General features: G+C 60.7%; 19 protein-coding genes. 4 read left to right on the top strand and 15 right to left on the bottom strand.

The features are described 5' to 3' along the window. The first annotated feature begins 7 nt into the window (after positions 1-7). A complete protein-coding gene (locus tag PBDP_RS24150; protein WP_212801423.1) occupies positions 8-871 on the top strand; it encodes an efflux RND transporter periplasmic adaptor subunit in 864 nt (287 codons plus the stop codon). A 225-nt stretch (positions 872-1,096) separates the two neighbouring features. Here PBDP_RS24150 and PBDP_RS24145 read toward each other — a convergent pair whose 3' ends face one another. The 14 genes from PBDP_RS24145 to PBDP_RS24080 all read right to left on the bottom strand — a co-directional run bounded on the left by PBDP_RS24145 (position 1,097) and on the right by PBDP_RS24080 (position 19,235). After that, entirely contained in the window at positions 1,097-1,921 is an 825-nt protein-coding gene (locus tag PBDP_RS24145; protein WP_109754795.1) for an SDR family oxidoreductase, read from the bottom strand. Positions 1,922-1,959: 38 nt separating this feature from the next. Further along, a complete protein-coding gene (locus tag PBDP_RS24140) occupies positions 1,960-2,424 on the bottom strand; it encodes a multidrug transporter (RefSeq protein ID WP_109754794.1) in 465 nt (154 codons plus the stop codon). Between the two features lie 161 nt (positions 2,425-2,585). Beyond that, on the bottom strand, positions 2,586-4,037 hold the full coding sequence (locus tag PBDP_RS24135) for a mannose-1-phosphate guanylyltransferase/mannose-6-phosphate isomerase (protein WP_109754793.1): 1,452 nt from the start codon (positions 4,035-4,037) through the stop codon (positions 2,586-2,588). A 218-nt stretch (positions 4,038-4,255) separates the two neighbouring features. Beyond that, complete coding sequence (locus tag PBDP_RS24130) at positions 4,256-4,921, bottom strand: alginate O-acetyltransferase AlgF (protein WP_212801422.1); 666 nt, start codon at positions 4,919-4,921, stop codon at positions 4,256-4,258. Between the two features lie 14 nt (positions 4,922-4,935). After that, positions 4,936-6,111: an alginate O-acetyltransferase gene (locus PBDP_RS24125; RefSeq protein WP_212801421.1), complete on the bottom strand. Its 1,176-nt coding sequence runs from the start codon at positions 6,109-6,111 to the stop codon at positions 4,936-4,938. 11 nt (positions 6,112-6,122) lie between these two features. Then, on the bottom strand, positions 6,123-7,688 hold the full coding sequence (locus PBDP_RS24120) for an MBOAT family O-acyltransferase (RefSeq protein WP_109754790.1): 1,566 nt from the start codon (positions 7,686-7,688) through the stop codon (positions 6,123-6,125). Positions 7,689-7,911: 223 nt separating this feature from the next. Next, a complete protein-coding gene (locus PBDP_RS24115) occupies positions 7,912-9,036 on the bottom strand; it encodes a mannuronate-specific alginate lyase (RefSeq protein ID WP_109754788.1) in 1,125 nt (374 codons plus the stop codon). A 23-nt stretch (positions 9,037-9,059) separates the two neighbouring features. Next, the gene (locus PBDP_RS24110) at positions 9,060-10,508 is read right to left on the bottom strand and encodes an alginate O-acetyltransferase (RefSeq protein ID WP_109754787.1); all 1,449 of its coding nucleotides are present in this window, start codon (positions 10,506-10,508) and stop codon (positions 9,060-9,062) included. Positions 10,509-10,519: 11 nt separating this feature from the next. Further along, entirely contained in the window at positions 10,520-12,109 is a 1,590-nt protein-coding gene (gene algG, locus PBDP_RS24105) for a mannuronan 5-epimerase AlgG (protein ID WP_109754937.1), read from the bottom strand. 26 nt (positions 12,110-12,135) lie between these two features. Next, the gene (locus PBDP_RS24100) at positions 12,136-13,626 is read right to left on the bottom strand and encodes an alginate export family protein (protein ID WP_109754936.1); all 1,491 of its coding nucleotides are present in this window, start codon (positions 13,624-13,626) and stop codon (positions 12,136-12,138) included. A 5-nt stretch (positions 13,627-13,631) separates the two neighbouring features. Next, on the bottom strand, positions 13,632-15,116 hold the full coding sequence (gene algK, locus PBDP_RS24095; RefSeq protein WP_109754786.1) for an alginate biosynthesis TPR repeat lipoprotein AlgK: 1,485 nt from the start codon (positions 15,114-15,116) through the stop codon (positions 13,632-13,634). A gap of 15 nt (positions 15,117-15,131) precedes the next feature. Further along, the gene (locus tag PBDP_RS24090; RefSeq protein WP_109754785.1) at positions 15,132-16,301 is read right to left on the bottom strand and encodes an alginate biosynthesis protein Alg44; all 1,170 of its coding nucleotides are present in this window, start codon (positions 16,299-16,301) and stop codon (positions 15,132-15,134) included. Positions 16,302-16,336: 35 nt separating this feature from the next. After that, positions 16,337-17,818, bottom strand: coding sequence for a mannuronan synthase (gene alg8 / locus PBDP_RS24085; protein ID WP_370873689.1), 1,482 nt, complete (start codon positions 17,816-17,818; stop codon positions 16,337-16,339). A 100-nt stretch (positions 17,819-17,918) separates the two neighbouring features. Beyond that, the gene (locus PBDP_RS24080) at positions 17,919-19,235 is read right to left on the bottom strand and encodes a nucleotide sugar dehydrogenase (RefSeq protein ID WP_057448969.1); all 1,317 of its coding nucleotides are present in this window, start codon (positions 19,233-19,235) and stop codon (positions 17,919-17,921) included. 473 nt (positions 19,236-19,708) lie between these two features. Between PBDP_RS24080 and PBDP_RS24075 the strand changes: the two genes are divergently transcribed. Next, positions 19,709-19,963: a hypothetical protein gene (locus PBDP_RS24075; RefSeq protein ID WP_146206871.1), complete on the top strand. Its 255-nt coding sequence runs from the start codon at positions 19,709-19,711 to the stop codon at positions 19,961-19,963. 83 nt (positions 19,964-20,046) lie between these two features. Here PBDP_RS24075 and yaaA read toward each other — a convergent pair whose 3' ends face one another. Beyond that, a complete protein-coding gene (gene yaaA, locus PBDP_RS24070) occupies positions 20,047-20,826 on the bottom strand; it encodes a peroxide stress protein YaaA (RefSeq protein WP_212801420.1) in 780 nt (259 codons plus the stop codon). A 307-nt stretch (positions 20,827-21,133) separates the two neighbouring features. Here yaaA and PBDP_RS24065 point away from each other — a divergent pair, with 307 nt between their 5' ends. Beyond that, a complete protein-coding gene (locus PBDP_RS24065; protein ID WP_116833390.1) occupies positions 21,134-22,258 on the top strand; it encodes a polysaccharide deacetylase family protein in 1,125 nt (374 codons plus the stop codon). 338 nt (positions 22,259-22,596) lie between these two features. Continuing rightward, the gene (locus PBDP_RS24060; protein WP_109754781.1) at positions 22,597-23,991 is read left to right on the top strand and encodes a PhoH family protein; all 1,395 of its coding nucleotides are present in this window, start codon (positions 22,597-22,599) and stop codon (positions 23,989-23,991) included. The last annotated feature ends 177 nt before the right edge of the window (positions 23,992-24,168 follow it).

Below are 24,168 nucleotides of genomic sequence, written 5' to 3'. Positions count from 1 at the left end.
CGATGCGATGAAAAAGTTTTTCAGCCTGCTGGCGACACTGTTGGTGCTGGCCCTGGCCCTGTGGATTGGCCGTACGTTATGGGTGCATTACATGAACACCCCCTGGACCCGCGATGGTCGGGTGCGGGCCGACATCATCAACGTCGCCGCCGATGTCAGCGGCGAGGTGGTCGAGGTGCCGGTACGCGACAACCAAATCGTAAAAAAGGGCGACCTGCTGCTGCGCATCGATCCCGAGCATTACCGCATCGCCGTGAAGCAGGCGCGTTCCCTGGTGGCGTCGCGCAAGGCCACCTGGGAGATGCGCAAGGTCAACGCCCATCGCCGCGCCGACCTGGACAGCCTGGTGATCTCCCGGGAAAACCGCGACGACGCCAGCAACATCGCCGACTCGGCCCTGGCCGATTACCAGCAGGCCCAGGCGCAACTGGAGGCGGCCGAGCTGAACCTGGCGCGCACCGAAGTCCGCGCGGCGGTGGATGGCTACGTCACCAACCTCAACGTGCACCGTGGCGACTATGCTCGCATCGGCGAGGCGAAGATGGCCGTGGTGGACATGAATTCGTTCTGGGTCTATGGCTACTTCGAAGAGACCAAACTGCCCAAGGTGCGGGTTGGTGATTCGGCGCAGTTGCAGCTCATGAGCGGCGAAATGCTCAAGGGACACGTGGAAAGCATCTCCCGCGGCATCTACGACCGTGACAACCCTGAAAGCCGCGAATTGATCGCCGACGTCAACCCGACCTTCAACTGGGTGCGCCTGGCCCAGCGGGTGCCGGTGCGGATTCATCTCGACGAAGTGCCGGAAGGTGTGCTGCTGGCGGCGGGGATGACCTGTACGGTGGTGGTCGAGCCCCACGACAAGCGCTGAGGCATCGCATCATTTGTGGGTGATGGTGAGATTTGATACACACCACAGATCCCCTGTGGGAGCGGGCTTGCTCGCGAAAGCGTTGGTTCAGCTTGCACTGAGGTTGGCTGTGCCGGCGCCTTCGCGAGCAAGCCCGCTCCCACACTGGATCTGCGGTGAGCATGAGTTTTGTGTTCGCTCCCAATCCTCTCGCCACAGAAGTAATGCCTGTTACTCCTCCGGTACTTACAACGACCGGCCCAACCCAAACCGCTTCATCAATCCCTTCTCCAGCAATCCCTTGGGCAGCCACCCGGCCATCAAGGGCAGTGACCGGCTGCCGTTGCCCAGGCGCAGCAGGCGCGGAGGCTTGGGTTGTTGCACGGCCTTGAGCAGGCCGGCGGCGAATTCGTTGGCCGGGGTGGGGTTGTCCTGGGAGGCCTTGGCGCGGGCGCGGATGCCGTCGCGCAGGGGCCACCAGGGCGATTGTTCGCTGATCAGCTGTTCGGCTTCATGGCCGGCATTCTTGGCGAAGCTGGAGGCTATCGCGCCGGGCTGGACTTCCATCACGCGAATGCCGAACGGCGCCAGTTCCATGCGCAAGGCATCGCTCAAGGCGTGCACCGCGGCCTTCGAGGCGCAGTAGGCGCCGGCAAACGGCGTGACCAGCACGCCGGACACGCTGCCGATGTTCACTACCAGCCCCCGAGCGCGGCGCAACACCGGAAACAGCGCGCGCGTCACGCCGACGATGGCGAACACATTGGTTTCGAACTGCCGCTGCATGGCCGGCACGCCACCGTCCAGCAGCGGGCCCATGGCACCGTAGCCGGCATTGTTGACCAGCACATCCAGCCCGCCATGCTGCTGGTTGATCCGCTCGTTCAGTTGTTCCAGGGCCGGGCCGTCGTTGACGTCCAACTGCACGGCGGTGAACCCGGCGGTGGCGAGTGTCGCCACGTCGTCAGTCTTGCGCGCCGTGGCCCAGACCTGATAACCCGCAGCCTTGAAGGCGTCGGCGAGGGCGCGGCCAATGCCGCTGGAACATCCGGTAATCAACGCAACAGGCATGGTGCATTCCTTATGCAAAAAAGTGGGGGGCAGGGCAATCAGTTGGAAAAGCTACCGTGCAATCGCTCGGCGCGAAACTCCAGGGTCTGTGGGCGATACCCTGGGCGCAGGGGCGGCAGCGGCAGGCAGTCTTGCCAATCGGCCCCGGCCTGCAATTCGCCCGGGCCACGGTAGCGCGGTGCGTCGTAGGGGCTGTCGGCGAGGTTGATGGTGTCGCCAGGCGCATAGGCCGCGACCCGCCACTGCAGTTCGATCAGCGGCACGTCATTGGTGTTTTTTATGGTCAGCGACAGCGGCCGATCGGCGGGGCATTGTCCGGGGGCATAGCTGATGCGCAACTCCAGGCGCTCCAGTTGCCGGGTCTCGCGGTTTTCCTGCCAGAGCACCCACGCGGCGACCAGGCCCAGGCCGATGAACGCCGCCAGGGATACCGGCAAGGCCTTGGCCGGGTAGCGCAGCAGCAGGATGAGCCAGGTGATAACCAGCAAGACGCCGATAAGCATGGTTGAAGCCTCCGATACCGTAGGCCCATCCTACCGAAGAGAGTGGCAGGTGTTGAAGCGATGATGCTGCTCGGCATGTGCAGGCAAAAAAAAGCCCCCACCCAACCCACTGCGGATAGGGGACGCAGTGGGCTGGACGGGGGCTTCTCTTTTGCGAAGGTTTACTGCGCGATGGTTTTCACCGAGACGCCGCGCTCAACCGGGGTGGAACGACCGTAGATGTCCTCGAAACGCTCGATGTCGTCTTCGCCCAGGTAGCTGCCAGACTGCACTTCGATGATTTCCAGCGGGATCTTGCCCGGGTTGCGCAGGCGGTGGACCGACGCGATCGGGATATAGGTCGACTGGTTTTCGCAGAGCAGGAACACGTTCTCATCGCAGGTCACTTCAGCGGTGCCGCTGACCACGATCCAGTGTTCGGCGCGGTGGTGGTGCATCTGCAACGACAGGCACGCGCCCGGCTTGACCGAGATGTGCTTGACCTGGAAACGACCGCCCATGTCCACCGAGTCATAGGAACCCCACGGACGATAGACCTCGCAGTGGTTCTGGGTCTCGGTGCGGCCCTGGGCGTTGAGGGTGTTGACCATCTGCTTGACGCCTTGGACCTTGTCCTTGTGGGCGATCATCATGGCGTCCTTGGTTTCGACCACCACGATGTTGTCCAGGCCAATCACCGACACCAGCTTGCCGTTGCCGTGGATCATGCAGTTGCGGCTGTCCTGGACGACCACGTCGCCCTTGGTGACGTTGCCGTTGGCGTCCTTGGCATTGACTTCCCACAGCGACGACCAGCAGCCGACATCACTCCAACCGGCCGACAGTGGGACCACACAGGCGCGCTGGGTCTTTTCCATCACCGCGTAGTCGATGGAGTTGTCTGGGCAGCAGGCGAAGGTGGCTTCGTCGAAGGTGATGGTATCCGGGGTCTGCTCACTGCGCTCCAGAGTCAGCAGGCAGGTGTCGTAGATGTCCGGATCGTGCTTTTTCAGCTCTTCGAGGAAGCGGCTGGCACGGAACAGGAACATGCCGCTGTTCCAGAAATACCCGCCGGCCTCGACGAACTCGGTGGCACGCTTGACGTCGGGTTTTTCGACGAAGTGCGAGACGCGGCTCACGCCCTCGGGCAGCAGCGCATCGTTGGTCGACTTGATGTAGCCGTAGCCGGTTTCCGGTTTGGTGGCCGGTACGCCGAACAGCACCATTTCGCCACGCTCGGCGGCCACGGTGGCCAGGGCCAGGGCGCGTTGCAGGGCTTTCTGGTCTTCGATCACATGGTCGGCCGGCAGCACCAGCATCAGCTCGTCGCGACCTTCATTGACCAGCATCATCGCGGTCAGTGCCACGGCCGGTGCGGTGTTGCGCCCGAACGGTTCCATCAGGATGCGCTGGGCTTCCAGTTTGCGGTTGCTCAGTTGCTCGTTGACGATGAACCGGTGGTCTTTGTTGCAGACCACGATCGGCGTGTCCATGCCTTCGAACACCAGGCGCTCGAGGGTCTGCTGGAACAGGGTGTGTTCGCCGGTCAGGGCCAGGAACTGTTTAGGGAATTGCTTGCGCGAAAGCGGCCAAAGACGTGAGCCGCTACCACCTGACAAGATCACCGGAATCATGTTTTGTTACTCCTACAAATCGAAATGGTTTTAGAGCTACTGCGTTCTGTCGTTTCACTCTCTTGTTGTTGTTCCGTGCCCGAATGACACCCCGATTCAGGGTGGGAGCGGGCTTGCTCGCGAAAGCGGTGATTCAGCCAACATCAATGTTGAATGTGAGACCGTATTCGCGAGCAAGCCCGCTCCCACAGGGGTACAGCGTCAATCAGGCGAATTCATCAGCGGGTCGACACTGGGCGTTTCACCCACACTGGCGACAGGCTGCTGCCTGAACCGGTGACGTACAGCACGGCCGCTTCGCCGCGTTCCAGGGCCACAGGCTTGAGGTCGCCGACTTTCTTGTCGCCTTCGAACAGCGCCAGGGTCACCTTCACTGGGTTGATTTCACGCTCGCCACGACCTTTGGCCGCGACGTTCGGCACCACTTCGGTCTTGCCATCGGCGGTCTTGAGGGTCAGAGCCTTGTCGGTGAGGTTCTGCACGCGCACCAAGGACTTCTGCTTGTTCTTGAACGGCGGCTCTTCGATCAACTGAGGCTGGCCGCTGGCGTTGTTGACCAGGGTGTAATAGTGATCGGAAGCCAGTTTCACCGGCACGGTCTGGCTGCCGACCTTGGCGCTGTAGTCGCCACCGGGCATGAAGCTGAAGTCGCTGCTGGCCAAGGGAGCTACGTCGCTGATGTTGGTGCTGCCGACGGTGGCGCTGACTTCGGCGTTGGCGGCGTTATAGACCCGCACGAAGCTCGAGCCTTTTGGCGCGACCGGGCCGTACAGGGCCGAGTCACCGGCAAAGGCTGACAGGGAAAGGGCGCTCATGCTGGCGACGAGGGCAACGGCCTTGAAGGAGCGAGCAGCGAGACGGCGAGGAGTAGTGTTGAAAGTCATGGTGGACCTCTCTTTCAGTTTTGCGCCCGGTCGGGCGTCTCGGATGGGGTGTTGGCGGCTACGTTCTGTTGGCGCGCACCGGCTTGTTTGAGCTCTGCGACCCACTGTGGGTCGGCGTCGCCGATTTCGTTGTTCACGGGCAGATAACGTTCAGGGAACTCCCAGATCAGCACCTGTGGCGGGCTGTTCTTGAAGGCATCGCTCTTGAGGTAGCTGAGCATCGGCAGAATCGGGCCGTGGCCGTCTTCGGCGTAGTTCACGACGTCGCTGTGCAGGGCTTGCTTGAGTGCACCGACGAAGTTCCAGGTAGGGTTGGCGCTGTAGCTGGTGCCGATCAGGGCCACGGGCACCTGGGCGTCGGCGAACAGCGCGTCGTCGCCGGCCGGCTGGTCGTCGGCTTCGCGGGTATTGCGCTTGACCAGCGGTTCCTGGGCCGGCATCAGGTTTTCGAACAGCGGATCCAGGGGCAGGAACTGGCGCAGGTCACCCTTGTGGGTGATTTTCTCCGCAGGCTCGGTGACGAAGCGTTGCGGCTCGCCGTTGAGCGGTGATTTCTCGGCAATGGCCTTGGCCAGGTTCTCGGCAGCGACCTGGGCACCTTCCGGGGTCCAGTGGGTGTCGGTGCGCAGGAACACTTGCTGGCCGCTTTGCTTGGCCTGTTGCAGCGGGGCGAGCAGGTCAGGGGCGAGGATCTTGTCGGCCGCCACGCGAGCGTGGAAGTCCTGGTAAAGGTTGGCGTGAATGCTCGATGGCTTCACGTCACCCAGGTGCTCCGGATACAGGCGAGCCTTGGCCGGTATGATCGCCATCACCAGGGTGATGCCTTGTTCCTTGAGCTTCTGGCGCACGCCTTCGACCAGTGCGTAGTTGCCTTGCAGGTTCAGCTCTTCGTTGACGATCGGGTTGAACTCTTCGTCGCTGTACAGCCACTGGTCACGGCCCAGGACCACGCCTTTACGGCCTTCGTTGAACAGCTTGTAGTCCAGCGCGGCCCAGATGTTGGTGCCCAGGCGCTTGATCGGGAACTCGTCGTCGTAGTGCGTTTCCACGGCCTTGGCCCAGCGCCCGTTGAGCACGGTCGCGTCGGGGTTGGTGTTGAAGCCGAAGAAGCTGCGCATCGACCACAGGCCCAGCGCTGTCAGGATCAGCATGAACAGTGCGATGTAAAAGATGCGTAATGAGCGGGTCATATTCAGATCCCTCAGAACTGGAAGTAAAGGAACGGCGAGAAGCTTTGCGCCGAGAGTTTGAGAATCGAGGCGATGAACAGCAGCAGTACCAGGGCGCGCATCACGTAGCGTGACCAGTCCACGGTCCAGTAGGCAGGTTGCACCTGGGCTTCGACACCCACGGTGTAGCCCGGTTCATGGATCGTCGATGGGTTGTCACCCGGTACGGCCTTGATCATCCCCGGTTGCGCGGTGGCCGGGCCGTTGGCCTCGGTGTTGACCTCGGGCTTGGTCTTGAGCGGCGGACGGTTGGTGTAGAAGTCCCGCAGGCCGAAGAAGGCGAGGGTGATGTAGGCCACCACCAGCGTCGCGATCTGCAGGCCGGTGAGGTTGGCGCGGGTCAGTTCCGATAGCGACCAGTCGCCGAAGCTGAACATGGCGCCGTACATGCGACCGGCCACGTGCAGGTTCTCGGCACGGAAAATCACCCAGCCCATGACCACCAGCAGGAAGGTCAGCGCCCAGCGGATCGGGTTGATGCTGCGTGGTGTGGTGTTGATGCCCACGGCCTTCTCGATGGCCAGCCAGATACCGTGCCAGGCACCCCAGATCACGTAGGTGATGTTCGCGCCGTGCCACAGACCACCGAGCAGCATGGTCAGGAACAGGTTGCGATAGGTCATCAACGTGCCTTTGCGGTTACCGCCCAGGGTGATGTAGAGGTAATCGCGCAGCCAGGTGGAGAGGCTGATATGCCAGCGGCGCCAGAACTCGGTGATCGACTGGCTGATGTAGGGCTGCTTGAAGTTTTCCATGAAACGGAAACCCATCATCAGGCCCAGGCCGATGGCCATGTCGCTGTAGCCGGAGAAGTCGAAGTACAGCTGCGCGGTGTAGGCCAGGGCGCCGAGCCAGGCATCGCCCGTGGTCGGGTTTTGCAAGGCGAAGCAATGGTCGGCCACGACCGCCAGGGTGTCGGCGATGAACACTTTCTTGATGAAGCCCTGCATGAAGCGGGTGCAGCCTTCGGAGAACTTGTCCAGGGTGTGGGTACGGTTGTTGAACTGGTCGGCCAGGTCGCGGAAACGCAGCACGGGGCCGGCGATCAGGTGCGGGAAAATCGCCACGAACGCCGCGAAGTCGATCAGGTTGCGGGTAGCCGGTGTGTCACCGCGATAGACGTCGATGATGTAGCTGATGGACTCGAAGATGTAGAACGAGATCCCGATCGGCAACAGCACGTGGGTCAGGATGAACGGGTTGAGACCGAAGCCGGTGATGATTGCGTTGAGGCTGTCCACGCCGAAGTTGGCGTACTTGAAATAGCCCAGGATGGCCAAGTCCACGCCCACGCCGAGCAACAGCCAGCGCTGGGCCGGTTTGGTGCGCACACCCGCGGCGCCGACTTTCAGGCCGATCCAGTAGTTCCACAGGGTCACGCCGGCGAACAGCGCCAGGAAGTCCACTCGCCACCAGGCATAGAACACGTAACTGGCGATCAGCAGCAGCAGGTTGCGGTAGCGTTGCCCGCTCAAGTAGTACAAGCCGAGAAAGATCGGCAGGAACAGGAACAGGAACACGTTGGATGAAAATACCATCCCGATCTCTCCATGTTGAATCAACAGTCAAGGGCCAGAGCCCCCCCAAACCCCCCCATGAAAACCGGGGGGCTTCATTACATTCGGAACAGACCCAACTCCCCTTGTGGGAGCGAGCCTGCTCGCGATGACGGTGTATCAGTCGACATCCTTGGCGAATGTCAGACCGCTATCGCGAGCAGGCTCGCTCCCACAGGTTTCCCTGTCGGCAGGGTGAGTGGTGTCAGCTTCCCTTTTCGCCTTTCTCCCGTGACGGGTCATACACCTTGGTCAAGTCCCCGCCGAGGCGGAAAGTCTTGAACGGTTGCATTTCGTGCTTGCGCTCCAGCACATCCTCGGAACAGGTGTAGAGGCTGCAGAACGGTTCGAGCCAGGCGAATTTCGAATCGATCTTCAGGTCCTTCATGTCCTGCTCGTCGCCGTTCTTCTCTTCGAAGATGTCCGGGTCTTTCACCCCGGCCAGCACCCGATCACCCAGTCGCTTGAGGGCACCGTTGTTTTCCTGGCGCAGGTCTACGCCGTTGACCTGGGCGAAACTGGCGATCATCGCCAGCGGCGGCAACGCGTAGTTGTGGTAGGACAGGGCCCGTTGCTTGCGCTTGAGTTCGTTGGGCAGGAAACCGTCCGCATCGACCTGGTTGACGCCGACCTTGTATTCCTTGACGGCCCAATCGAACAGGTCGCGGCGGTTGGTTGCCACGGACGTCGCCATCACCGACCAGGCGGCCCAGTAGGAGTGGTTGTTGGTCTTGTCCAGCGGCAGGTTGTCCCAGTCGCTGACCACCTGATCGGCCATCCGGCTGAACCAGCCTTCGATCAGTTGCGCCTGCTCCTGGTGATTGGCCAGTGGGCGGGACTCGGAGAACTTCAGGCGTACATAGGCCGAAGCCATGCTGCCCAGCGCCCATTTGCGCATGGACTTGCCGGTGTGGTTGAAGTCCTTGGACATCAGTGCATCGGCCTGGGCCCACGCGGTCAGCCAGTTGAGAGTGCATTCCAATTGTTCGGGACGACCGTCACGCATGAATTGCATCACCTGCTTGCTGACGCCACGCTCGATCTTGGTGATGTCGGCGGTGCTGTCACGGAAGGCTTTTTCCGACTGCACGTTCAGGGTCGCGCGGGCCTTGTCGGAGCCCTCGTACTTGCTGCGAAATTGCAGGGAGCCGGTATAGGGTGTCGGCGTGGCATCGCAGCCTTGGGCGGGTTCGCCCACCTTGACCTTCTCGATCGGTGCGAAGTAACCCTGTGGCGGACGCAGCGGGGCCGCCGCCTGCGTGGCCCCGGCGAACATCGCCAGGGTCAGCAGGGACGGCGCCAGCAGCGTTTTCAACGTTCGGGTGCGCATGGTTCTAGTCATGAGACGAGACCTCATTGTCCGATTTGAGCCGTTTGTTCGGCTTGCGGAGATGCGTTGCGTTTGCAGATTTTCGCTTCCACTTGCTGTGGCTCCTTGCCGGCTTCAGGTCCCTGGACTTCTACAGCCAGCAGGTTCTGGGAAGCCCAGTCGTCATCAGTACGCAATTGGAAGGCGAAACGTCCGTCGGTTTCCGAGGTATCCGGTTTTTCGATCTTGATATCCTCGTGGCGCCCATTCATGTACCAGAGGGTGGCTTGCAAGGTTTTCACCGAGGTGTCGGCGAAGCGGATGTCGACTTGGTGGCTGCTGTTACGCAGATCCATGTTCTTGCTATTGACCATCAATTCGTTCTTGCCTGGCTTGAGCGCGGTCTTGCTGCTCATGAGTGCCGGCTTGCCTTCGCAGCCGTTGTTGTCCAGCAGCGCCATCATCTGGCGGTAGATGGTTTCCTGGTCCAGGCGATACAGCGGCGAGAATTCCCAGATGAGGATTTTCGGCGGGTTCTTCTGGAACTCTTCGCTGCCCAGGTACTGGATCATCGCGCCTTCCAGGCCGCCGCCAGGGAAGGCGACGTTGAGGATGTCGGCGCCGATGGCTTCTTCCAGGAAACCGGCAAAGTTGTAGTTCTTGCCGCTGTGACTGGTGCCCACGAGGGTGATCTGCGGGTTGCCGGAATCGCCGAACAGGTCGCCGTCGCCAGCCTCGCCCTTGGGTTCGGTGGTGAACTGGTCCATGTACTGGATCGCATAGCTGGTGCCGCACAGTTGCCCGGCCATGTTGTGCAGGGTGCCGGTCTTGCCCATGCGGCCGGACTTCTTGGTCTCGAACTCACGCTTGGGAATGTCGGCGAAGGCCGGGATCTGCTTGACCTTCTCGGCGACGATCTTGGCCGTGCGCTGGGCGCCGTACGGAGTCCAGTGCTGGTCGCCACGGAAATAGAAATCGTGGGCCGGCAGGGTTTCCGGCAGGTTCTCGTTGGTCAGCGGCGACAGGTCCGGCACCACATAGCCCATCTGGGCGAAACGGCCGAGCATGGATTTGTAGTTGGTCAGGGCTTTCTCATAGTCGAAAGCGGCCTTTTCCTGTGGGTTGAGCTTGTTGCGGTTTACCAGGCCCCGGGTTGGCTGGTAGACGATCACCAGCTCGACGCCTTTGGCCTTGAACGCATCGTGCAACTGCTGCATGCGCTTGTAACCGGCCGGGGTGGTGTTGAATTCGGTACGCAGGTCTTCCTGGGTCCGGAACAGCCAGTCGCCCTGGGCCTGCACCAGCGTGGTGAAGTTCTGCTGGTAGCGCGTGGTGTAGTTCTTCGCGTCGTGGGCGGCAGGGCACAGGTTGCAGCACGGTTCGGCCGTGAAGGTCGGGGCCTTGATTTCATCGGCGCGGGCGCCGCTTGCGGCGGCGAGAATGCCGGCAGTCAGGGCGGACAGGCCCAGGAGTTTGATCATTTGTGGGTTCATAAAGGTCATCCTCAGTCCCGCATTTCGGTCTGGCGTTCGACAGGGTCGATCAGCACGGCTTTCTGCTGGCGCACCAGCAGGTCGAGAATTTCATCCTGGCGTTCGCCAAGGATCCCCGTGAAGCTGATGCCGCTGGATTTGGTCGGCGCAAGCATGGACACGCGGTACAGCTCGACGCTCAACGGCGAGTCGATGGACAGCGGGCCGCTGCCGTTGGCAGCCAGTTCGCCGCCGACCACGATCAGCGAGACTTCGGCGTCGAACGGGTCGAGCTTGATGTCCCGGTCGGTATCGGACAGGTCCTTGATGTGACCGTAGATACCGGTCAGGCCGTTGGCCATGGATACGTTTTCGTAGAGGCGGATGTTCACGCTGTTACGAATGCGGATGCCGTGGCGTTGGTTGCTGATCACTTTGTTGCCCCACAGCAGGTTGTCAGCACTCTCATAGAGCGTGATGCCGTCGGTGTGGTTCTTGTAGATCTCGTTGTAGGCGATCAGGTTGTTCACGCTGTTACGGTCGATCACCAGGCCCGAGAGTTTGTTGTCGTAGCTTCTGTTGTTGATGATGAAGCTGTCGTTGACCTCACGGGAAATAATGATCCCGTGCTTCTTCTTGGTCCCGTAGACGGTGTTGTCGGCGATGATCAGCCGATGGGAACGGTCGTGGGGGTCGATGCCGTAGACGATGTTGTCTTTGTAGGTGTTGCTCTTGACGACAAAGTCGCGGGTCTCGTAGCAGTAGAAGCCGTACCACATGTCCGAGAACTCGGAACCGATGATCCAGCCGGTCGGTTCCGGGCGCTTGAGGACCTTGGCCATGTTCGGCGTGTATTGGGAAATACTCACCCCGTACGACTTACTGTTGGCGTAGCCGAAGCTGGCCATCTTGGTGTTGACGATATAGGTCTCGGTGCCGCCCCAGGCCAGCAGGAACGGTCGGAATTCCTTGGGCGAGCGGAACGTGGCGGGGCCATTGTCCTTTTCACGCCAGCCGGTGACCTTGGTGTCGCGGATGAACATCTGGCCATCGTTGACCAGGAACGCACCGCCCTCCTGGGACAGGCGCAGTTCCTGGGTCTGTTTGTCGATTTCCAGGATGCCTTTCTGGCCGACCACGATCGGAATCTTCGCCAGGTAGACACCTGGCGAAGTCTGGATGATGTACTTGGGCTGTTTCTTGGCCAGCTCCTTGAGGTTCATGTAGCCATCGTCGACGAAGATGGCCTGTGGGATGCCGTGCTGACGCACTACCCACTCGGCCATCTTGTTGTCGCCGCCGATGAAGTCCTTCAAGGCGTTTTCCTGCATCATCCGACGCACGCTGACTTTGCCGGGCTTGGTCCGCACGATTTTTGCCGCGGCCGCTTCGGCGGTGTAGCCGGAGAGGTCGGGCAGGGTCGGCTTGGCCAGTTCCAGTGGCGCGGTCGGCGCACTGTTGACGGTGTAGGTCTTGGCCCGTTGCAGTTCCTTGACCACGTTGCCCGGCTTGACCGCCGGTTCAACGTTGGCGAACGCCGGCGCGCCGGCCAGCAGCATCGCTGCGACCAACAGGCTGATCGAACCTTTCATCGCCTGGCTGTTCCTGAGGTAGCGGTTCATTTCGGGCACTCCCATGGCCATTCGCATCAGAAACGCCAGATCACGTCGACAAAGGCGCGATGCATGTACGAATCGACCTCTTTGCCGTAGGCGTCGCCTGGCTTGAACACGCCGCCACGAAAGCGCACCAGCGCCGACGGCTCATCAATGGACTGACTCAGCGCGGCTGGCAGCAGGCCTTGCTTGAAGTACTTGGTCACCACCAGGTCGACTTCCTGGCCCAGGTCCTTGTTACCGTCACGCAGCGGCAGGGACGAGGTGGACAGGATCGCGCCGGTCACGTCGTCGGTGTTGTTTTCCACGGCGTTGATGCCGTTGCTGCCCACCGGCTTGTTGCCGTCCACGCGCCAGAACTTGTGGTACACCAGGCTGGCGTCGTATTCGTCACGCAGCTGCCAGGAACCGAACAGGCTGGCGCTCTGGGTGTTGGCCATTTCGCCACGGAACGCTTCGCCGAAACGGTGCACGCGCGAGCGGGTGCCGGTGAAGTTCGAGCGGTTGCTTTGCAGGCCGTTCTGTTCGTAGTCTTCGCTGGCGCGGGCATAGGCCGCACCGACTTGCCATTGCGGGTCCAGACGCAGGCGGATACCCAGGTCGGTGGCCCAGCCGTCGACGTCATCACTGTGCTTGGCTTGCGCCGGACGCGTGCCGTCGGCATTGAGCGGGTTGACGGTGTCACGGTCACCGGTCATGCCGGTCAGGCTCGCCCAGTAGTTGACGGTGTTGGTGTTGCGCCAGTTGTAGGCGTCGCTGTTGGCTTCCAGGCCCAGCCAGGTCAAGTCACCGTTCTGGGTCTTGTCCAGGGTATCGGTAGGTTCGCCCGGGGTCGGATAATCGAGGCTGCCGCTGTCGTGGGAATGGTGGGCACGGATACCGGCCCACTGGCCGGGCATCCACTGGTAACCCACGTCACCGTAGACGTGCAGGCGATCCTTGTCCTTGGGGGACAATTCTTTCAGGTCGGTGCGGTATTCGCTGAACCGCTCGGCGACGCCGAGGTTGGCCCGCAGCAAGGTGGTGTCGAAGGTCCAGTTCAGGGCTTCGATGTTGGTGTCGCGCCATTGGCCGTCGTCATTGCGCAGGCGCTGGCGACCGAACTTCAACTGCTCGCCCGGGTAAGGGGTCAGCCCACGGTAGCCAATCCAGAACTCGCGCATGGCCAGGTAGCTTTTCTTGGCTTCGCGATCGCCGCTGTCGGTTTCCTGGGTGCTGCCATCGGACTGCTGCAGGGTGTCGGTCTCGATGATATCGGAGGACGTCACGGCCTGGGCCATGGCGTAGGCGCTCCAGGCACCGCTTTCGCTTTCGCCGTAGACCCAGGGACGCAGGTCCAGGCCGACGCCGTTGACGTCGCCACCGCTCTGGGTGCCGAGGTCACGGTCGTCTTCGGACTGGCCGGTGATCTTCACTTCCAGGCCGAAGTTCTTGGTGTCGGTCAGGGCCGCCAGGGTCGGGCAGGACCACAGCAGGGCACAGGTCAGGCCAATTCCGGCCTGCACAAAAGGATTGAGCTTCAAAGGCTTCATAGAGGTTCCTCGCCGTCATCTTCTTTTAGGGCTTGCAGTTCCAGCGTATCGGGGCTCATCGAGCCGCGAATGGCCTGCTCTTGTTGTAGCAGGCGTTGGGCTTGTGCAAGTTGTTGCGGCGGTAATTGTGTTTCGAGGGTCTGGGCAAGTTCGGTCGCTTGCGGGGTGTTCTGCGCCTTGGCCAACTGGCTGAAGACATAGGCGTTGACCGGGTTGGGCTTGGTGCCCTTGCCCTGGGAGAACAGCTGGGCAATGGCGAAATCGGCGCTGTTCTGGCCGTTGCGGGCGGCCTTGAGCAGGTGGTCCAGGGCTTTTTGCGGGTACACCTGGCCCAGGTAGCCGCGGCGATAGATCTGGCCGAGGTAGTAGTCGGCAGCCACTTCGCGACCAACAGCTTTCTGGAAATGCGCCTCGGCGACCTTGGCATCGGCCGGGACCCACTTGCCTTCGTAGTAAAGCTTGCCTAGCAACAGCTCGGCGCGAGGCTGGTCGGCGGCGCGGCCGTTTTCCAGGTACTGCATCATCTTGTCGACGTCACCCAGTTCGGGGAAGTCGTAGAGCAATTGCGCCAGGCTGACCCAGGCAGCGGGGTAGCCAGGGGCGATGCCTTCGAGCAACGACTGGGCGGTCTTTTCATCGGTCTTGCCCAGGCTGGCATCGGCCAGGACACGGGCGACGCTGTCCACGCGCTGGGCGGATACGACGCCACGGGCGTGACCGTCCTGCATCTGCTTGAGCAACGCGGCCTGCTGTTCCGGCTGGCCGCGTTTCTGATAGACCGTGGCCAATTCGACGTAGCAAATGTCCGTAGTCGCCAGCGCGGCCTTGCAGACCTTCTCGACTTCATCCAGGTGCTGGTCGTAGGTGCCCTGGGTGCGGTAGAGCAGAATCTGCGCCAGGCCTGCTTCCGGGTAGCCGGCGCTGCGCCATTGGCTGATCTGCTGCTGGGCGTTGACGTTCGGGAAACTGTGGGGATATTGCAGGTACAGCATCGCCAGCGGGATCAGGGTATTACCTTCACCGTTGGCGAAAGCTTTTTTCAGCAGACCTTCGGCTTCGTGTTTTTCCGCTTCGGTGGAGCCCGGCTTGGCTACCAGCAGGCGACCCAGGCGCGCCTGGGCCCGGGGCGAGATATCGGCCGCGGCGCGATAGGTCGCCTCGGCTTTTTTCATCTGCTCCGGATCACGGCTGTCCACCTGGATATCGGCCAGGCCGACCTGGGCTTCGCTGTAGCCCAGGTCTGCCAGTTGCTGATAGTTCTGCTGCGCCAGCGCCGTGTCGCCGCGCTTGAGGGCTTCGTTGGCCAGGCGTTGATCGGGCAGGCCGGCGCAACCGGCCAGGCTGACGGCCAATGCCAGGGCACAGAGTGTCCCCATGTGGGAACGAGCTTGCGGCATATCATCCTGACCGCGTTGATCCTTTCGCGAGCAAGCTCGCTCCCACAGGGTCTGTGGGGTGTTAAGGATTTTTATAATGGTCACGGGCATATCCTCGACTTAAAGACCGACGGCCATGGCTTTGTCGATCAGCCAGTTCAGGTTCGGGCCACGGTCGCTGGTGACTTCTACCGGACGGCCGGCCAGCGAGCTGTCCAGGGGTTCGTCAGGCTGGATCAACACACGGATATCGGAAGACAGGTCGGCACTTTTCAGGCTGGTGCTGCTGACGATCTTGCCGGTACGGGTACCTTCTTCGCCGGCGACCTGGAAGTTGACGGGCGTACCTGGGCGCACGTCGCCGAACTGGCGATAGGAGAAACGCGCCTCGACGTTGGCTTCGGTGCCTCGTGGAACCAGTTGGAAGATCACGTCGCCCTTGCTGGCGTACTGACCGTTGGCGACCAGTTGCTGGGCCACGATGCAGTCGCACGGAGACGTCAGGGTGCCGGTCATTTGCTTGCCGAACAGCTCTTCGACCTTGGCTGGCTGCAACTGGTTGTCGTCCAGGTGACCTTTGAGCACATCGAGCATGCTGGTGCTGAAGGTCGCCAGCGGGGCGCCCTTGGCTGCCACGCCGTCGGCCTTGACCAGGCTTTGCACGGTGCCGTCGCGCGGCATGGTGATGGCCGTGCCCGGTACGTTCACCAGGCCCGCCTGGGCGTGGCTGACGAAGTACATGCCGTACACCGACTTGAAGATGAAACCGAACGCCGCCAGGCCAACGATGAAGACCCCGAGGCTGAAGGTCACGGCGCGCAGGCGACCCAAGGCACTCATGCCGCCGTTTTCGTCTTTCTGCTTGCGAGCCTTGGTGAAGTTATCGCGCTGCAGGGTCGCCAGTACGTCACCGACACCGACGATGTCGCCGGCCAGGTGCGAGGTGATGATGTGACGCAGTGTCGAGATGTCCCGAGGCTCCAGGTTCTGGAACTGGCAACCGGTGCGGCCGGTCTGGCGGTCGTAGGAGCGGATCTGCAATTCCACGTCCATGGCCAGGCCAAGGTTGTCGATGACGAACTGCAGGCGACCCTTGTAGGACTCACCGACCTTGAGGGGCATCTGGCCGGCATTGAAGCTCAGGCCACCGGCGGACAGGTCCAGGACCTTGACTTCCATGGGGGTGCGGTCAGGGCCGAAGAAGCGCAGCTTGGCCGGGATTTTGACCCGGGCGTGTTGGCGCTGGGCTTCGGATTCATGCACTACGTTGACATTCACGGCGGTGTTCATAGGGGCGATTTCCTAGTTAATTCATTCAAGTCCGGTCAGACCATCGTCAGCAGCACGGCGACAAAAATGCTGCCGGCGGAGAAGGTCATGGTCCGAGACGACCAAGTGTTGAACCAACGTTGAAAGCTGGCGAGATCACGGGTCAGGTGGGTGGGCTGGCGGGTCCAGGACTGTTGATCGAGGCGGAAGAACACGTAGATCTTCACCAGGGCACCGACGATCTGGTTGTAATAGAGAATCGCCGGGTAGGCAGGGCCGATCCGGTGTCCGGAGCACGACAGCAGCAGGGTCAGGATCAACCGCGTGATGCCGATCCACAGCAGGTACACCAGGATGAACGCGGTGCCGTACTTGAAGCTGGCGATCAGTGCGACGGTCAGGCCCAGCAGCGAGGTCCACATCGACACGCGCTGGTCGAACAGCACCACCGAAGTGAACAGGCCCAGACGGCGCAGCCCCAGGCCCAGGGCCCGGGAGTTCTGTCGCAGGTTGTTGCCGTACCAGCGGAACATCAGCTTGCGGCTGGCCTTGATGAAGCTTTTCTCCGGTGGATGCTCGACGGTGTTGATCGCCGCATCAGGTACGTAGAAGGTGTCGTAGCCCAGGCGCATCAGGCTGAACCAGCTCGACTTGTCATCACCGGTGAGGAACTTGAAGCGACCCAGGCGCCAGTGTTGCAGCGAGTCACTTTCCACGTCGGCGATGAAGTCCGGGTTGGTCACCACGGTGGCGCGGAACACCGACATACGGCCGGTCATGGTCAGCACGCGCTTGGACAAGGCCATGGAGCACATGTTGATATGCCGTTGGGCGAAGCGCAGCTTGTGCCATTCGCTCATGATGTAGCCGCCGCGCACTTCGCAGAACTCGTTGGTGGTCAGGCCGCCGACGTTGCCGAACAGCTGGAACCACGGCACGGTCTTGCGTACGACGCCTTCGGCGAGCACGGTATCGCCGTCGATCACCGCAACCACGGCGCGGTCGTCCGGCAAGTGGCGGGAGATGGCGCGGAAGCCGTAGGCCAGGCCGTCACGCTTGCCAGTGCCGGGAATGCGCACGAAGTCCAGCTTGACCCGCGCTGGCGGGTTCATGCGGGCCCAGAGGCTCTTGACCAGCAGTTCGTCGGACATTTCCACGATGGAGCAGACCACGGTGGTGGGCAGCTCGCAGTCGATGGCCTCGCGAATCACCGAGCCATACACCTGGGCAGTGGTCAGCGCATCGATCCGGAAGCTGGTGACCATCAGGTACACGTGGGACGGATCCGCCGCCTTGCCCAGCTTGCGTACCTTGCGGCGCAGGTGCGGGTAGACGATGTAGAGGAAGATCATGCCGCGCACGAAATGCGTTGCTCCCATGGAGTAACGCCAGATGCCCACGGCGCCGATCAGGAAGATGAAATCCTTGGATTCGGAGTCGAACGTGGACGTGGGCAGCGCCATGGCGATGCCCATCAATAAACTCAAGTAAAACAGCCAACCGGCGGCCTGAAGCAGGCCGTGCTTTAGCCTGTGCATAATCTGCATCCGTCTCTATCTCGGGCGGGCCTTGTGGGCGGCCCGATGGGTTAAGGCAGGCGAAAGGCCGGCCGGGGCAAGCCCCGGCCGGCAAACAGACTTACCAGCAGATGCCTTCGGTCCGGCCACTCGGGTTGGTGGCCTTGGACATGAAGCCGACCAGGTCGATGACCTGCTTGCCTTCCGGTACGTTTTCGGTCAGCGCGCGGAACTTCTCGTCGCGGTTACCCAGGATGATGATGTCGGAGCTGTCGATCACCGAGTCGAAGTCGGCGTTGAGCAAGGACGAGACGTGAGGAATCTTCGACTCGATGTAATCCTTGTTCGCACCGTGGACGCGGGCGTATTCGACGTTGCTGTCGTAGATCTTCAGGTCGAAACCCTTGCCGATCAGCATTTCCGCCAGTTCCACCAATGGGCTTTCACGCAGGTCGTCGGTGCCGGCCTTGAAGCTCAGGCCCAGCAGGGCGACTTTGCGCTTGTCGTGGCTGGAAACGATGTCGAAGGCGTTCTGCACCTGGGATTCGTTGCTGCGCATCAGCGAGTTGAGCAGCGGCGCTTCCACGTCCAGGGAACCGGCGCGGTAGGTCAGCGCACGAACGTCCTTGGGCAGGCAGGAACCGCCGAAGGCGAAGCCTGGGCGCATGTAGTACTGGGACAGGTTCAGGGTCTTGTCCTGGCAGACTACGTCCATCACTTCACGGCCATCGACACCGACGGCCTTGGCGATGTTGCCGATCTCGTTGGCGAAGGTCACCTTGGTGGCGTGCCACACGTTGCAGGTGTACTTGATCATCTCGGCGACGGCGATGTCCTTGCGGATGATCGGTGCGTCGAGCTCTTCGTACAGCGATTGCAGAACGTCGCCAGAGGCTTTGTCGAACTCACCGATAACGGTCATCGGCGGCTGGTCGTAGTCTTTGATTGCGGTGCTTTCGCGCAGGAACTCAGGGTTGACCGCGACACCGAAATCGACGCCGGCTTTCTTGCCGGAGCAGTCTTCCAGGATCGGGATGACAACGTTTGCCACAGTGCCCGGCAATACGGTGCTGCGAACCACGATAGTGTGGCGGGTGGTCTTGTCACGCAGGACAAAACCGATCTCGCGGCACACCGCTTCGATGTAGTTCAGTTCCAGGTCGCCGTTCTTTTTGCTGGGTGTACCGACACAGATCATCGACAGGTCAGTATCGCGAATTGCCTCGGCGAAGTTGGTCGTACCGCGCAGTCGGCCTGTTTGAATGCCTTGCGCCAATAGCTCGCCAAGACCAGGTTCAACGATCGGCGATTTGCCGGCGTTGATCATGTCGATTTTGTCTTTGGCGACATCCACGCCAACTACATCATGGCCCCGTGCAGACAGGCAACCGGCACATACTGCACCGACGTAACCCAAACCAAATATGCTAATGCGCATCGCATTTACCTCTGTTTTTCACGCCATTAAATGGCCGGAGTTAATAGTGTTCAGCGGTCATAGTGCACTCGGAAGTGTGGAATGCAGGCGCCACAATGCCGTGTGCAGGCATACTAAGTTCCGAGTGTCTAAATAATTGCACTCAAGTTGTGCGCAAAGCGGCCTAGTTTGTTATGACCTGCCCTGTTATGCAGCCAGTTCCCGTTTTCAGGAACGCTCGTGCAAAAGTCCTTCACTTCCGATCCCTGGCAAAAAGCCCACAAAATCAGAAGCTTGTGTGCTCGGGTGAGCACGTTGTAGGGGCGCAGCCTTGGCCTTGTAGGGGATAGTAATGGTGCGTTATCTCCTGTCCTTTATAAGATGGATCCAAATAGGCGACCGTTTCGCTAAATTGCCATGACAACTTGGTTACTGGGATCGACGGCCTATGTAAGTCTTCTCTTACACGCTCCGTGAGAATCGTTACGGGTGGTATGAGCCGTGCAATTTCACATAGTTCCGATCCGCTCATCGCGATTTTCGAAATTTTTCGAAATATTATCGAAGATGGCACTGCCCTCAATATGATGGCACTTGCCGTTTCATCCTTTATTAATGGGGAGTTAGGAGGGGGAGATAGTTTTGTGCCACTACCGATAAAAAATTTTGGTGCCACTACGCAAAAAACTGACGAGTGTCGAGTGAAAGAAAAGTTAGCGGGAGAGTGGGCCGATTTATTGACGTCATGAAACTGGCGAAACAGGCGGGTAACTAAGATGACAGATCGGGGCTTGATCGAAGCCCCCGATCAGGGGCGATATAAGGTTATGCCTTATTCGGGGGCGTGATCGCGCAAGAACACCAGTTTGTCCTGGCTCGACTGTTGTGCGCTGAAGCGATAACCCTGCACATCGAATTGGCTGAGTGCCGCAGGGTCGTTGATCCGTTCCTGAATCACGAAACGACTCATCAGGCCCCGGGCTTTCTTGGCGTAGAAGCTGATGATCTTGTACTGGCCATTTTTCAGGTCTCGGAACTCGGTATCGATGACGCGCGCTTTCAGTGCGCTGCGCTTGACCGCCGAGAAGTATTCATTGGAAGCCAGGTTCAACAGCACGTCGTCGCCCTGGTCGGCCAGGGCTTCGTTCAGCCATTGGCTGATACGCGTGCCCCAGAAGGCATACAGATCCTTGCCTCGGGCGTTGGCCAGCTTCGTGCCCATTTCCAGGCGATAGGGTTGCATCAGGTCCAGTGGCCGCAGCAGGCCATAGAGGCCGGAGAGCATGCGCAAGTGTTGCTGGGCATAGTCGAAATCGGCTTCGCCAAAGCTTTGCGCATCCAGGCCCGTGTACACGTCGCCCTTGAAGGCCAGCAGCGCCTGCTTGGCGTTGGCCGGGGTGAACGCCGGCGTCCAGCTACCGAATCGAGCGGCATTGAGCCCCCCAATCTTGTCGGAAACGTGCATCAGCTCGCTGATCTGTGCCGGCGAGAGTTCGCGCAACTGTTCGATCAGTTCCTGGGAATGATCCAGGTACTGCGGTTGGGTAAAACGCTCGGTGGCCGGCGGTGTTTCGTAATCGAGGGTCTTGGCGGGGGAAATCACCATCAGCATGAAATCGTCTCCTTGAGGGTGCGGCGATTCTAGGGGGTTGTCCGGGTGGACTCCAGCTATTGGGGTGATAGGTGATGGATGGGCGAATATTGACGGGCAGTGTGGTGAGGGAGCTGTGGGAGCAAAGTCTGTGGGAGCAAAGCTTGCTCGCGATGAACGATGACGCAATCTTGCAGATGGATCTTGTCGACTGCATCGCGAGCAAGCTTTGCTCCCACAGGTCTGCTCCCCAAGTCCGCTGATCACAAGGGTATTGGGCCAGGATCGGCTATGATGCCGCGCGGGTTTCGTTATGGAGACATCCCTTTTGCGTATCGCTCTTCTGTTATCGGCCTGGCTGTTGAGCCTGGGCGCCATTGCTGCGCCCAACGATGTCGCCACCCTGGATCGCAGCACGTGGCCGGAACAGCTCACCAGCCCGACGCTGTTCGATGTGGCCTCGCGGGCCGAAATCCTGATGTTCGCCCGGGTCTTGCTGGACGTCGATGCCATGGACGAAATCGCGCTCAAGCAATACCTGGGGCTGCGCACGGTGAATATGGTCGCGATCGACGCGCTTCGCGCCCGGCTGTGGCAGCGTTTGCTGGCCAACTACAACTTCGCCCAGCGCAGCTGCGATCAGGACGCCTCCTTCTGTTACCTGGTCGAGGACATGGCGACCCTGCGCGAAGAGGCGCGCAGGTTCCATCTGGACGACGACTCCTATTACATCAAGTGGGCCGCGCCGAGCCAGATCTTTCATACCCAATACCGCGATGAATTGCTGCGTAAAGCCGCGCTTTTTCCGCAAACCAGCAGCGAAATCGAACGTTTCGGCGATTACGAGCGCAACGGCGAAGATATGAACGACCGCCTGTTCCTGCTGACCTTCGACAGCGCCGCCAACGTTGCGCCGGACAACACCCCGTGGCTGACCGACTACCTGCGCAAGGCCAACATGAATGGCACCTTCTTCGTGCTGGGCAAGGACATCCAGGCGCGGTTGGAAGAGCGCTCGGTCAACAATCTCCAGGCGTTGTATTCAGGACAATGCGTGGGTGTGCAGGGCTGGGAGTTCCGCTCCCACAGCCATTGGCAGGACTGGCAAGACTCGGTCCGGCGCAGTGTCGAGCTGGTCAAGGGCAAGCTGCCGGAGAATTACGTGCCGCTGTTCCGCCCGCCCCAAGGCCAGCGTCGTGGCGATGCGCAAGCGTTCTTCCGGCAGCAGGGCTTGCAAGTGGCGCTATGGGACATCGACCCCCAGGACAGCAACAGTCGGCTCAAGCCTGAGCAAAGCGCCCAGCGCGCGCTGACCCTGATGCTGCTGTGGCGCCACGGGGTGATCAATTTCAATGCCAAGCAGGATGGGGTGAAAACGGCGTTGCCCTGGCTCATGACGCAAACGGCGCAAAGCGGAATCGGTTGGGCGGAGTGTCAGGACGCGTTTCGCTGAAACCGGCGAAGGCCCGGAAACATTGGGGGAGGAGAAAAAAACGGCGCACATTCATGACAACCGGACTTCCGACTTTAACGGCGCAACGGCGGTACGCCAAGGGTTATTCGTCACTCTGAAAAATAAACTTCAAAAAAGCGTCAAAGTGCTTTTTCCTGTCATGGTTTTTGGAGTATCAAGAAGTCAGACCGCCGAAACCTGCAACACAGGTGGCGTCTTCCAAGACCCAGATTGTGTGCAGTTCACCTGAAAATCCTCGCGGGTGAATTCGGTGGCTACCTCGAGGCGCAGCACTGTCACGGTATTGCGTCGAATGGCCCCCACATAGGTGACCGAGTATGGATGACCACGGACGTAGCCTTTCCTCCAACCAGCCAATCCTCTATGTACTCGATACCAACGTATTGATCCACGATCCAAACGCACTCCTGAACTTCGAAGAACACCACGTTGCCATCCCGATGACCGTGCTTGAGGAGCTGGACAAGCTCAAGAGCGGGCACCACAGCGTTGCGGCCGAATGCAGGCAGGCGATCCGCCTGATCGACAAGACCCTGGGCGATGCCTCCCCTGAGGATGTAGAGCTTGGCGTGCCGATCCAGCGTGGCAAAAGTGGTCCCAAGGGCCTGCTTTCGATTCTGATGAGCAAGCGCACCGAACCCAACCTGGTGCTGCCTGAACACCTGAACGACAACATCATCATCAACCAGTTGATCGACCTGCACGCGCGCACCAAGGACCAGGCCGTGGTGCTGGTGACCAAAGACATCAACATGCGCCTCAAGGCCCGCGCCTGCGGGATCGCGGCGGAGGACTACAGCACCGACCAACTGGTCGACGACGTCTCGCTGTTGCCCAACGGCTACCACACCATGACCGGCTCTTTCTGGGACCGTGTGAGCAAGGTCGAGACTCGCCAGGACCATGGTCGCACCTGGCACCAGGTGCAACTGATCGACAACCTGCCGGCCGTGCACATCAACGAATTCATCATCGACGAACAAGGATTCGTCGGCTGGATCAAGGAAATCCAGGTCGACAAGCTGCTGATCCTCGACCTGCACCAGGAACCTTTGCTGCACCAGGAAGCCTGGGGTCTCAAGCCTCGCGACATCTACCAGAGCCTGGCCCTGTTCGCCTTGCTCGACCCGGATATCCACCTGGTCAACCTGTCCGGCGCCGCCGGTTCCGGCAAGACCATCCTGGCCCTGGCCGCCGCCATCGAGCAGACCATGGTCAGCAAACGCTACCGGCGCATCATCGCCACCCGCAGCGTGCAGGGCCTGGACCAGGAAATCGGTTTCCTGCCCGGCACCGAAGCGGAGAAAATGGAGCCGTGGCTGGGGGCGATCACCGACAACCTCGAAGCCTTGCACATGGATGACGAAAGCACCCATGGCAGCGTCGACTACATCCTCAGCAAAGTGCCGTTGCAGTTCAAATCCCTCAACTACATTCGCGGGCGCAGCTTCCAGCAGAGCCTGATCCTGATCGACGAATGCCAGAACCTGACCCCGCACCAGATGAAAACCATCATCACCCGTGCCGGTGCCGGTTCCAAAGTGGTGTGCCTGGGTAACCTGGCGCAGATCGACACCCCTTACCTGTCCGCGACCAGCTCCGGGCTGACCTACCTGACCGAACGCTTCAAGGACTTCCCCAACGGGGTCCACATCACCCTGCAGGGCGTACCGCGCTCGATCCTGGCCGAATACGCCGAATCCCATCTGTAACCCCAGGCAAACCGGGCGACCTCAAGGTCGCCCGGTTTTTTACCCTGTCACCATAAGCGCCTGTGGGAGCGAGCCTGCTCGCGATGACGGTGTGCCAGCCACATATTTTTATCTGATAAACCGCCATCGCGAGCAGGCTCGCTCCCACAAAGGGATCTACGGTGTTCAGCAAATTAC

The sequence above is a fragment of the Pseudomonas sp. St290 genome (assembly GCF_018325805.1).
Lineage (GTDB): Bacteria > Pseudomonadota > Gammaproteobacteria > Pseudomonadales > Pseudomonadaceae > Aquipseudomonas > Aquipseudomonas bijieensis.
Note: the sequence above shows the minus strand (reverse complement) of the source record. Positions and strands in the feature narration are given on the sequence as shown.

Coding starts and splice junctions, on each gene's coding strand:
- PBDP_RS24150 (WP_212801423.1), top strand. CDS start 8: ATGAAAAAGTTTTTCAGCCTGCTGGCGACACTGTTGGTGCTGGCCCTG.
- PBDP_RS24145 (WP_109754795.1), bottom strand. CDS start 1,921: ATGCCTGTTGCGTTGATTACCGGATGTTCCAGCGGCATTGGCCGCGCC.
- PBDP_RS24140 (WP_109754794.1), bottom strand. CDS start 2,424: ATGCTTATCGGCGTCTTGCTGGTTATCACCTGGCTCATCCTGCTGCTG.
- PBDP_RS24135 (WP_109754793.1), bottom strand. CDS start 4,037: ATGATTCCGGTGATCTTGTCAGGTGGTAGCGGCTCACGTCTTTGGCCG.
- PBDP_RS24130 (WP_212801422.1), bottom strand. CDS start 4,921: ATGACTTTCAACACTACTCCTCGCCGTCTCGCTGCTCGCTCCTTCAAG.
- PBDP_RS24125 (WP_212801421.1), bottom strand. CDS start 6,111: ATGACCCGCTCATTACGCATCTTTTACATCGCACTGTTCATGCTGATC.
- PBDP_RS24120 (WP_109754790.1), bottom strand. CDS start 7,688: ATGGTATTTTCATCCAACGTGTTCCTGTTCCTGTTCCTGCCGATCTTT.
- PBDP_RS24115 (WP_109754788.1), bottom strand. CDS start 9,036: ATGCGCACCCGAACGTTGAAAACGCTGCTGGCGCCGTCCCTGCTGACC.
- PBDP_RS24110 (WP_109754787.1), bottom strand. CDS start 10,508: ATGAACCCACAAATGATCAAACTCCTGGGCCTGTCCGCCCTGACTGCC.
- algG (WP_109754937.1), bottom strand. CDS start 12,109: ATGAACCGCTACCTCAGGAACAGCCAGGCGATGAAAGGTTCGATCAGC.
- PBDP_RS24090 (WP_109754785.1), bottom strand. CDS start 16,301: ATGAACACCGCCGTGAATGTCAACGTAGTGCATGAATCCGAAGCCCAG.
- alg8 (WP_370873689.1), bottom strand. CDS start 17,818: ATGCACAGGCTAAAGCACGGCCTGCTTCAGGCCGCCGGTTGGCTGTTT.
- PBDP_RS24080 (WP_057448969.1), bottom strand. CDS start 19,235: ATGCGCATTAGCATATTTGGTTTGGGTTACGTCGGTGCAGTATGTGCC.
- PBDP_RS24075 (WP_146206871.1), top strand. CDS start 19,709: ATGAGCCGTGCAATTTCACATAGTTCCGATCCGCTCATCGCGATTTTC.
- yaaA (WP_212801420.1), bottom strand. CDS start 20,826: ATGCTGATGGTGATTTCCCCCGCCAAGACCCTCGATTACGAAACACCG.
- PBDP_RS24060 (WP_109754781.1), top strand. CDS start 22,597: ATGGATGACCACGGACGTAGCCTTTCCTCCAACCAGCCAATCCTCTAT.